Annotated in this window: 10 protein-coding genes and 1 pseudogene; 4 read left to right on the top strand and 7 right to left on the bottom strand. The window is 69.5% G+C overall.

Going from position 1 to position 9,345, the window contains the following annotated elements; all coding sequences use genetic code 11:
• Positions 1–89 precede the first annotated feature (89 nt).
• From J7E97_RS33880 to J7E97_RS33865, 4 genes and pseudogenes are all read left to right on the top strand, one after another.
• Positions 90–824 (top strand): annotated as a pseudogene (locus J7E97_RS33880) (PIG-L deacetylase family protein); the annotation flags it as partial.
• A 101-nt stretch (positions 825–925) separates the two neighbouring features.
• Complete coding sequence (locus J7E97_RS33875; RefSeq protein WP_308346930.1) at positions 926–1,822, top strand: carbon-nitrogen hydrolase family protein; 897 nt, start codon at positions 926–928, stop codon at positions 1,820–1,822.
• A gap of 138 nt (positions 1,823–1,960) precedes the next feature.
• Positions 1,961–2,380, top strand: a complete 420-nt coding sequence (locus tag J7E97_RS33870; protein WP_215035229.1) for an NUDIX domain-containing protein — start codon at positions 1,961–1,963, stop codon at positions 2,378–2,380.
• A gap of 4 nt (positions 2,381–2,384) precedes the next feature.
• The gene (locus J7E97_RS33865; RefSeq protein WP_215035227.1) at positions 2,385–2,912 is read left to right on the top strand and encodes an NUDIX hydrolase; all 528 of its coding nucleotides are present in this window, start codon (positions 2,385–2,387) and stop codon (positions 2,910–2,912) included.
• 59 nt (positions 2,913–2,971) lie between these two features.
• Here the strand turns inward: J7E97_RS33865 and J7E97_RS33860 are convergent, their stop codons facing one another.
• The 7 genes from J7E97_RS33860 to J7E97_RS33830 form a co-directional block, all read right to left on the bottom strand.
• On the bottom strand, positions 2,972–3,784 hold the full coding sequence (locus J7E97_RS33860; protein WP_215035225.1) for a bifunctional 2-polyprenyl-6-hydroxyphenol methylase/3-demethylubiquinol 3-O-methyltransferase UbiG: 813 nt from the start codon (positions 3,782–3,784) through the stop codon (positions 2,972–2,974).
• 81 nt (positions 3,785–3,865) lie between these two features.
• A complete protein-coding gene (locus J7E97_RS33855) occupies positions 3,866–4,405 on the bottom strand; it encodes an ATP-binding protein (protein WP_215035223.1) in 540 nt (179 codons plus the stop codon).
• Positions 4,399–5,208: a serine/threonine protein kinase gene (locus J7E97_RS33850; protein ID WP_215035221.1), complete on the bottom strand. Its 810-nt coding sequence runs from the start codon at positions 5,206–5,208 to the stop codon at positions 4,399–4,401. The genes J7E97_RS33855 and J7E97_RS33850 overlap by 7 nt, the downstream gene beginning before the upstream one ends.
• A gap of 74 nt (positions 5,209–5,282) precedes the next feature.
• Entirely contained in the window at positions 5,283–5,555 is a 273-nt protein-coding gene (locus tag J7E97_RS33845) for a hypothetical protein (RefSeq protein ID WP_215035220.1), read from the bottom strand.
• Positions 5,556–6,043: 488 nt separating this feature from the next.
• The gene (locus J7E97_RS33840) at positions 6,044–6,364 is read right to left on the bottom strand and encodes a hypothetical protein (RefSeq protein ID WP_215035218.1); all 321 of its coding nucleotides are present in this window, start codon (positions 6,362–6,364) and stop codon (positions 6,044–6,046) included.
• 215 nt (positions 6,365–6,579) lie between these two features.
• Positions 6,580–7,572, bottom strand: coding sequence for a UDP-glucose 4-epimerase GalE (galE, locus tag J7E97_RS33835; protein WP_215035216.1), 993 nt, complete (start codon positions 7,570–7,572; stop codon positions 6,580–6,582).
• Positions 7,573–8,042: 470 nt separating this feature from the next.
• Complete coding sequence (locus J7E97_RS33830; RefSeq protein ID WP_215035214.1) at positions 8,043–9,251, bottom strand: IS701 family transposase; 1,209 nt, start codon at positions 9,249–9,251, stop codon at positions 8,043–8,045.
• Positions 9,252–9,345 lie beyond the last annotated feature (94 nt).

Raw genomic sequence — 9,345 nt, 5'->3', positions numbered from 1 at the left:
CCATCCAAATGAGATGACTTCTAAGCGTCGTCTTCTCCGGCGTCAGAGCATCAGGACGGTCAACGGTCAGTCCTCAACCCCGGCTACAAGCCCACCCGGACGACGAGTGCCTCCTCGCCGGGGGCGTCCTCGCCCAGCATCACGCCGCCGGGGCCCGCACGGCGGTCGTCACCGCCACCTGGGTCCCCGACAGCCGGCGAGCGCCCGAACTCGCCGACGCCCTGGCCGTCCTGGGCGCTGGCACCCCGCGCCTGCTCGGCTACAACGACGCCCGCAACCCCGAGGCCGCCCCCGGCCAGCCCCGGCTCGTCGACGCTCCCCTCGACGAAGCAGTCGGCCGCCTCGTCGCCCGCATCCGGGACTTCCGACCCGACATCGTTGTCGGACACGACGCCCTCGGCCAGCTCACCGGCCACCCCGACCACGTACGCACGCACCAGATCACCCTGCTCGCCGTCGAAGCCGCCGGCCTCGCCCATCTGCATCCCGAAGCGGGCGCCCCGTGGCAGCCGGCCGCGGTGTACGCCGCCACGCACCCCGAGTCCGGCGTCGGCCTGCTCCGCCCACTGCTCGAAGGGGTGGGCAAGGCCGTCCTCGCGGTGCCGGACACGTACGTGACCACCAGCGTCGACGTCACCCCCTGGGCCGACGTGAAATGGGAAGCGATCCTCGCGCACCGCAGCGAGGTCGCACGCGAGCGGCCCCTGCCGGGCATCCTCGCCCGCCTCCCCGAAGCCGACCGCACCCAGATCATCCGAACCGAGCACTTCACGCGGCTCACCCTCAGCCCGACAAAGGGCGACCCAGCCCAGCTGACCATCTGACACCTCGGCCCCGTGCCGACCACCCCTTCACCGCCCACGAGCAAGCACTCACCGATCGGAGAGAGATGCCTACGACTTTTGCACCCGCCGAACGTCCCCGTGTGGCCAGGACATTGCGGCTGGCGGTCGCGCAGAGCACCGTGCCGGAGGACCCCACTGATCGAGGAGCACTGCGGGCAGCCGGACAAGAGATCCGGGCCCTGATGGTCGAGGCCGCCGAGGCGGGTGCGCGGCTGGTGCAGTTCCCCGAGGGGGCGATCACCTACCCGAGCAAGCACGTGATGGCGGCGGGCCCGGCCGGCGAGCTGGTGCCGGCTGATTGGAGCCGTGCCGCGTGGGATGTGATGCGCGAGGAAGCGGAGTCGATCACCGCGCTGGCGGGCAAGCTCGGTCTGTGGACGGTGTTCGGATCGATCCACCCGCTCACACCGCCGAACCGACCGCACAACAGCCTCTACGTCGTCTCCGACCACGGCCAGTTGGTCGCACGGTACGACAAGAGGTTCCTGTCGCACACCGAAGTGTCCTTCCTGTACTCCCCAGGACATCGGCCACTCGTCATCGAGGTGGACGACGGCATCCGGTTCGGCTTCGCGCTGTGCGTCGAGGCCAACTTCCCGGAGATCTTCGCCGAGTACGAACGCCTGGACGTCGAGTGCGTCCTGCTGTCGGTGATGGTCGACGAGGCGCCCCGGGCCCGTGTCGCTCAGGCCTACGGGACGCTCTACAACTACTGGATCGGCTACTCCATCCCGGCCCAGTTCAGCGCTACGGCGCCGTCCGGGATCGTGGCGTCCGGCGGTCGGTGGCTGGCGCGCTGCCCCGCGAACGAACATCCCGCCCTGGCGATCGCGGACATCGACCTCGACTCGCAGGATGAAGACATCAACATGGCAGTTCGCCGCGCCCGCCCTTGGAGGCGCTCTGCCCGAGCCGGACTCTACGACGAACGGACGCCCGTGGGAGACCCCCGCAGCGACGTCCGCACAGCGTTCTGAGAACGCCGTACTGCCCGATTCACCGGCCCGGACTGAAGGCCGGCCACGAAACCGCCGACGCGGCTCGCGGTTTCGTCAACGACCCCGGCCGTCCCTCTGCAGCAGCCTGTGCCCACGACATGACTGGAGAGAGCAGAGATGCCTACGACTTCCGCGCCCGACGAACGCCCCCGCGTCGCGATGAGGGAGGAGGCGTACGGGGCGCTGCGCGCCCCGGCCGCGCTGTGGGCCGGAACCTCCGTGCTGATCACCAACCAGCGAGGTCAGGTCTTGCTCCAGCGCGTGACCCACCGCCCCACCCGTCTTCTGCCCGGCGGCGCCGTCGATCTGGGCGAGTCCCCCGCCCCGGGCACTGCGCGCGATGGCCGGCACCAGCTCGGCCGCGAAGCCGGCCGAGCTGGTGCCTCCCGAGTCCCGACCCCCGGGTCCAGCCGCCGAGCTCGGGGCACGGCCTCGGGGCGGGGCCCGGTCGAACACCACCCGGAAACGGTCGCGTACCGGCAACAGCGACCAGACCAGCAAAGACCCTGCGTGGGCGCTGCCGATACTCGATGCTGACCCGATGACCTCTTCCGACCCCGCCCCCCAGATCCCCGCCAGCGAGCCCCTCCCTGCAGGGTTACCGCCCCGGGACGAGTGGCTGGCCACTCGTCTCCGCGCCTATGCCGGGACGTCCGTGCTCGTCACCGACGAGCAGGGCCTGGTCCTCATCGTCAAACCTGCTTACCGCGCCGGGTGGCAGTTCCCCGGCGGAGTCATCGATCACAACGAGGACCCCATCCAATGCGCGCGGCGGGAACTGCTGGAGGAGACGGCCCTCGAGGCGACCCGCCTCGCACTGGCCGTGGTCACCTGGTCCCTCCCAGGCCCGCGGCTTCCCCACCCTTCGGTGAACTTCACCTTCGACGCCGGCACCTTCAAGGCCCCCGACGTCCGACTCCAGGCCGACGAGCTCGAAGCCCACATGTGGGCGCGCCCGGACGAAGCTGCAGAACTCCTGCTTCCCTCCGCAATGCTGCGGATGACCGCCGCGCTGGAGGCCCGCAAGACGGGCACTGTCCAGATGCTGCACAGCGGCGACGACTGCTGACCCGCACGACTCCTACGGCCCCCGCGCTGCACTCCTCCGCGTGGAGGCCGTAGTCGTGGTCAGGTGATGGCGGTGATCAGCATGTGGGCGGATGCGTCCGCGAAGGCGGCCCCGTGGACGTCGGCCAGGCGCGCCGTATCCAGGGCCGAGGGCAGAAGGCCGGCGGCGTGCTCTGCCCTGGCGTAGCGTTCAGCTGCCGACAGGTACGCCCAGCCCGGGCCCTCGATCCCGTTCAGGACCGTGTTCTGCCATCCGGCCGCGGCAGCTTCGGCGAGGAGCTCGGCGCCGGTGTGGAAGTGGGCGATGGTGAACCCGCGGCTGCCGTCGTATCCACCGTCGCGCAGCACTGCGGATACCTCTCTCTGCAGGAGTTCCGGGGGGAGTTGGGCGTGGACCGTGTACTCCTGCATCAGGCTGTACCGGCTGATCCCCGCGGCCGCGACCATCGCCCCGGGCCGGGCCACGCGCAGCGCTTCCCGCAAGGCCGTGATCCGGTCTGCCCGTTCCGTCAGGTGATACAGCGGGCCGAGCAGAAGCACCGCGTCGTACGTACCGGCCGCTGCGGTCAGGTGGCGGGCGTCGCCCGGCTCGGTCGTGCACCCGGCGTAGGCGGCGGCCTGTTCCAGGTGGCGGGGTACCGGGTCGACGAGGTGAACGGTGTGCCCGGCCTCGACCATCCATCGGGCGTGGGCGCCCGGGCCGCCACCGACGTCCAGAACTGCGGCGGCCTGGGGAAGGCGAGCGGTCAGGAGTTCCCGGGTGCGCTGTAGCTCGAGGCGGCCGGTGGCCGTGGCCGGGAGACGGTCGGCTTCCTCATACGCGTCGGCGTAGTACGAGACGATCGCCGGCTCGGTGCGCGGAGGGTGCGTCATGACGGGAGGGTAGAGCCGCGGCCACAGCCCGGGCATCCGGATTTCGTGCACCGCGTCGGCAGGAAACCCAGTGAACGGTCCTCAGCCTGCGCCCTCTTCCTGCACCACGGCAGGCCCCTGAAGCAGCGCAAGCACCTGCGCCGGGTCACCCCCCTCCTCGTCGGCGCCCGGGGACTCGTACCGTTCGGCGAACCGGTGCAGGTCGTGTTCGGCGAACTGGAGCGCGTTCGCGGCATCGCGCGCGTTCCAAGCCTCGATGCGTCGCCACAGCTCCTCGTGCTCAACCTCGAATACCACCAGGACCGGGACCGCCCCGGCATCCTCGACCAGGGCCCGCCACTCATCACGCTCGGCCCGGGTCCACAGCCCGTGATCGAAGACCGCGTCACGGCCGCCGGCCAGGACCTCACTCAACCGCGTCCGAAGCTCTGCGAGCACCGGCTTCTCCCGTACGGAGAACGTCCCTCGCGGATAGTCGTACCCGTACCGGCCGTACCGGGCGAACATCTCCTCGTCGGTGCACAGCCGCGTCACGCCGTGCGCGGCCAGGGCCAGAGCCAGAGTCGTCTTCCCCGATCCCGGCAGGCCGCAGAAGAGCACGCAGCGCGGTGCAGTCAGCATGCTGAGCTCCACGCCTGCGCGAGGTCGCGCACGCTTGGGTACCGGTCGGTCGGGTTCGGCGCGGTCGCCGTAGTGATAACCGTCAGCTGGGCGCCGGTGCCGCGCCAGTCCTGTTCCTCGTCGCCGCCATCGAGGAGCAGCCGCAGGAGACGGCCGAGGTTGAACACGGTCGTACGCTGGTCGATGACGGCTCCCCGCTGGAACTCCTCCGGCGCCATGTACCGGGTAGAGCCGGGCAACCGCTCGGCTTCGAGGACGAAGGGGCCTGGACGGTAGCCATCCAGGTCGCACAGCCGCATGGTGCCGGTCTCGAAGTCGTACAAGGTGCAGCCGTCGTAGAAGTCGACGGCGACCAGCCCTGCATCAGCGACGACGAGGTGGACATCGAGGATCACGGCGAGGGCCTCGTGGACTTTCTGCAGGGGCAGTTGGCGGAAGCGCGCCATGGGACTGTCCGGGTGGGAGCGCCCGCCGTGCCGGGTGCGGGTCGGGTGGTAGAGGACCACGCCCTCGGCCCACGGGTAGACGAGCGCAAGTCCGTCGTCTGTAGTGAAGCTGTGCACAATGGGGATCAGCGCGGAATGGGCGGCGACCTGGTGCACGGCGAGAGCCCGGCGCAGTGAGGCGACGGTTCCGGCCGTGCCAGCGGTCTTCACGAAGAAGCGCTCGCCGTCGATCTCGACCCCGTAGGAGACGCAACCGGAGTCCTGGTCGGCGAAGGTACGAAAGACGGTCCCCGCGGCACCCAGGGCCACATCGACGGAGGGAAGGTGCTGGGCAGTCAGCATCTGAGACTTCGGCATTCCCACGATGCTGTCAGGCTCCGAGGCGAGTGGGCACCAAATTTCTTCGCGCACCCCCGCTGATCATGCGCCTGCTACTCCGCGGGGGCTGTCGCTGTGTCCGCAGATAGTTGGTCGACGATGCGGTACTCACGTAGGCGCGCCTCGACCTGCTGGGCGAGAAGGGCAACGCCGAGATCGGAGAGGTGGACGCCGTCGCTCCACAGCGTCGGCGCCGGTCTCACCCGTTGGCGGGCGAATGTTCGGGCGAGCTCAGCGAATGGGGTCCAGACGTCGACAAACGGGACGCCAGCGGTGGCCGCGCGTTGGGCGGCGGCCCTGTTGTAGCGATCAAGGTCACGGTTCATCGCGTCGACGGTCTCCCGCTCGGCGACGGGGCCGACCGGGGTCTCGGAGACACACAATGCGACGTGCCCGCACAGCCAGGGTGGTAAGGGTGGCGGTGTAGTGCTCGGCGTACTCATCGATGGGGACGGCCTCGGCCATCCGGCCGGGCTGGTGGGCACGCCAAACGTCGTTGACGCCGCACCCGTAGACGGCGAGATCGAACCGGGCGTCCGCTGGCAGGGCCCGGGCGAGGGCAGCGAGATGGCGGGAGGTGGCGCCCCCTGGCCGCGGTTGTCGCAATCGAAGGCGACGTGGGGGTAGGCGAGCTGGAGCGCCAGGTGAACGTGGTGAACGTATCCGAGCGAGCGGTGTTCCTCGATGACAACCGTGTCCCCGACCTGGGCGGGGTTCGCTGGGTCGATCAGCCTCGGGCTGTGCGCCTGACGGTGTTCCATGATCGAGGTTCCCAGCCAGCAGACCCGGAAGGGCCGTGAGGGGTCGACCATGGTCATGAGGCGGGGCGCAGCTGGCTGGCGGTGACGAGTCGGCGGACGCCGCTGGTGTGGGGGCGCTGGGAGAGTGTTGTAACGATGGCCGTGGTGCAGAGGCGGTCGCGGACTTCGGCGGTGGCCAGGAGGCCGGGCGGTGCCTGGCCGAGTTCGGTGTGGGCGCCGTGGAAATGGGCGCGCGCTGTCCGGTGTTGGGCCGTCAGACCGACCGGGGCCAGCACGGAGGAAGGCATGGGCAGTAGGACGAGAGCCACGTCGAGGTGGTCGATACCAGCGAGCGGCATGGACAAATCGGCGGCGAGGAGGGACTGGCGTTTCATCGGAGTCCTCCTCGGATAGGGTCGGGCGCTGCGCGCTGGCCAACTGCATTGCTCAGAGGCGAGGTTACGCCGAGCACAGCGGCAGGGCCCCCGGAGGGATGACGAGGTGTCGGCGCGCCCCGTGAGATGTCGAGGCCGAGACGCACCGGTCGGCTTCCTCGAAGGCAACAGGAACTGAGGCCAGTTCCACCCGAAGGGGTGAAAGTGAGAGGGACTCAGTCCTTCAGCATCTTGTCGCGCACCGGGATCCAGTCCAGGGCGGAGCGGATGCCCTCCTCGAGGGACAGCTTCGGCGTCCACCCCAGCAGCTCGGCCGCGCGCTCGCTCTTGGTGTAGCCGCCGGCGACGTCACCGGGGCGCGGGTCGGTGTCGACCGTGGTCAGGGGCGTGCTGACGACGTTGTTGAACGCCGTGCACAGTTCCCGGACGGTGGTGCCAGAGCCGGTGCCAAGGTTGATAGCGATTGAGCGCTTCGACTCCGTGAGGATGGAGTCGAAGCGCTCGATCGCCGCGACGTGGGCCGCGGCGAGGTCCCAGACGTGCACGTAGTCCCGGATGCCCGTGCCGTCGCGCGTCGGATAGTTCGTGCCGGTGATCGGGAACGGGCGGCCTTCTTGGTGTGCCTGGATGAGCATGCCCAGGGCGTGGCTGGGCCGCTTGAGCTGAAGGCCGGTGCGCAGCTCGGGGTCGGCCCCGACCGGGTTGAAGTACCTCAGTGACAGCACGCGCGGCCCGGTCACGGCGACGTCGGCGAACATGGCCTCGCACACGGCCTTGGTGCGCGCGTAGGGGCTTTGCGGCGCCAGTGGTGCGTTTTCGTTGACGGGTGAGCCGTCCTCGGCCTGGTAGATGGAGGCCGAGGAGCTGAAGATGATGCGGTCGCACTGATTGCGGTGCAGGTGGCTGACGAAGGCCAGGCTCTTGCTGACGTTCGCCTCGTAGTAGCCGATCGGGTCCGCGACGGACTCCGGGACGACGATCAGGGCGGCGCAGTGCACCACAGCGGAGACGTCCGGGTGCTCCGAGAAAATCCGGTCGACCAGTGCGCCGTCCGCGATGTCGCCCTCGAAGAAGGTGCGCCCCTCGGTGAACTCGCGGCGGCCTCGGACGAGGTTGTCGAGGATCACTGGGGTGATGCCCGCTTCCAGACACGCTGAAGCGACGGTGCTTCCGATGTAACCGGCTCCCCCGGCGATGAGGACAGACATGGGGTTCTCTTCCCGGCCTCGTTCCAGACCCAGTAGGCGACCGGCAGCAGGCTAGCGGAGAAGCCGGGCAGGGGAGGTGGCTTCCCGCCCTGCCCGGACGTCCTGGCCCGGCTCGTCGTCGCGGCTGCGGACCACCCGAGGCCGCGGATTTCCAGACCCGGTTGACCAGGCCGGGACGCCGTGGCCACGGCGCGCCAGCAGCGCGCTGGGAGTGGCCGGAGGGTCGCCGGGTACTGGCATCCTGGCCAGAGTCGGTGTTCTGGTCGGCCTGACACGGGCATCTGCGGCACCGGCATCAGTCCGCGGCTGGGACGCAGCGGTAGGCGGCAGGAAGGATCAACGGGATGTCGACCGACGAAAGCTTTGTTAGCTGGTGTCGTAGGGCTGCTGGGTGGGTTGTCGGCAGGTGGGGCAGGGGCCGGTCCAGGTGGCAAGCAGGTGTTGGAGGAGGTCCAGGGCCTGGTAGAGGGTCAGGCCCTGGCAGGGGCTTTTGGGCAGGTCCGCTGTTCGGTGAGGAAGAGGTGGGCGGCGGTGACGAGGGTGACGTGGCGGTGCCAGCCGGTGAACGAGCGGCCCTCGAAGTGGTCGAGCCCAAGGGCTGTTTTCAGTTCGCGGTAGTCGTGCTCGATCCGCCAGCGTGACTTCGCCAGCCTGACCAGGTCTTTCGCCGGAAGGTCGGCGGGCAGGTTGGAGATCCAGTACTTGACCGGCTCGTCCTGGCCTTCGGGCCATTGGGCGATCAGCCAGGTCAGCCCGATCGTGCCGTCGTCGGCGGGTTTCGGTCGCCGGCCGGCGAGGCGGACCCGCAACAGCACGAAGTGCGAGCTCAGTGCGGCCTTGGAACCCTTACGCCAGACCACGGCCCGTCCTCGTTCCCGGCCGGCTGCCAGGACGTGCTCGCGCAGAGGGACCGGGCGGGTGCGGTATCGCGGCAGCGGCTTGGGCCCGAGTCCGCCATAGACGGGCTGGTGCGGCTCCGCGCTCTGCGGGCGGGCGGTCATCTCGCCTTTCACCTGGAGCACGTAGGCGAGTCCGCGGTCTTCCAAGCCGTGGCGGAAGTCCGCGTTCGCCCCGTAGCCCGCGTCCGCGACCAGAGCGGCGGGCCGCAGCCCGGTATCCGCGAGTTCGTCGAGCATGTCCAGGGCGAGCCGCCATTTCGGCTGGTGATGCACGTCGGCGGGGATCCGGCACGCTTCCCGACGTGCTGCCGCCTGCGGACCGTCCCAGGAGGCGGGCAGGAACAAACGCCAGGCCAGCGGGCACGACGCGCTATCGGAAGCGGCGTGGACGCTCACCCCGATCTGGCAGTTGGCGACCTTGCCCGGAGTGCCGGAGTACTGCCGGGCCACTCCCGCGGACGCTTTGCCGTCCTTGGGGAAGCCGGTGTCGTCCACCACCCATACCTGGGGACGGACGGCCTGCACGGCCCGCCACGCAAGCCGGGCCCGCACGTCCTCGACCGGCCAGGTCGAGGACGTCATGAACTGCTGCAACTGCTGATGGTCGACCCCGAGGCGTTCAGCCATCGGCTGCATTGACTTGCGCCGGCCGTCCAGCAGCAGCCCCCGCAGATACAACTGGCCCTTCGCCTGCCAGTCCCGCCGCACCAGCGGTGCGAACACCTCGGAGGTGAACTTCTCCAACCGGACCCGCACCGCCGCAAGCTCCCCAGCCCTCATACAACCAGCGAACTACCAGACACTCACCGCGACAAGACCCCCTAACAAAGCACTACTAGGGAGCGTATTGGGTCGTGATCAATCTGAGAGTTTT

It is taken from the genome of Streptomyces sp. ISL-66, from assembly GCF_018614135.1.
Taxonomy (GTDB): Bacteria; Actinomycetota; Actinomycetes; order Streptomycetales; family Streptomycetaceae; genus Streptomyces.
The sequence above is the reverse complement of the archived record's forward strand: the minus strand, read 5'-3'. Positions and strand labels throughout refer to the sequence as shown.

Coding starts and splice junctions, on each gene's coding strand:
- J7E97_RS33855 (WP_215035223.1), bottom strand. CDS start 4,405: ATGCTGACTGCACCGCGCTGCGTGCTCTTCTGCGGCCTGCCGGGATCG.
- galE (WP_215035216.1), bottom strand. CDS start 7,572: ATGTCTGTCCTCATCGCCGGGGGAGCCGGTTACATCGGAAGCACCGTC.
- J7E97_RS33840 (WP_215035218.1), bottom strand. CDS start 6,364: ATGAAACGCCAGTCCCTCCTCGCCGCCGATTTGTCCATGCCGCTCGCT.
- J7E97_RS33845 (WP_215035220.1), bottom strand. CDS start 5,555: ATGAACCGTGACCTTGATCGCTACAACAGGGCCGCCGCCCAACGCGCG.
- J7E97_RS33860 (WP_215035225.1), bottom strand. CDS start 3,784: ATGACGCACCCTCCGCGCACCGAGCCGGCGATCGTCTCGTACTACGCC.
- J7E97_RS33870 (WP_215035229.1), top strand. CDS start 1,961: ATGCCTACGACTTCCGCGCCCGACGAACGCCCCCGCGTCGCGATGAGG.
- J7E97_RS33830 (WP_215035214.1), bottom strand. CDS start 9,251: ATGAGGGCTGGGGAGCTTGCGGCGGTGCGGGTCCGGTTGGAGAAGTTC.
- J7E97_RS33850 (WP_215035221.1), bottom strand. CDS start 5,208: ATGCCGAAGTCTCAGATGCTGACTGCCCAGCACCTTCCCTCCGTCGAT.
- J7E97_RS33865 (WP_215035227.1), top strand. CDS start 2,385: ATGACCTCTTCCGACCCCGCCCCCCAGATCCCCGCCAGCGAGCCCCTC.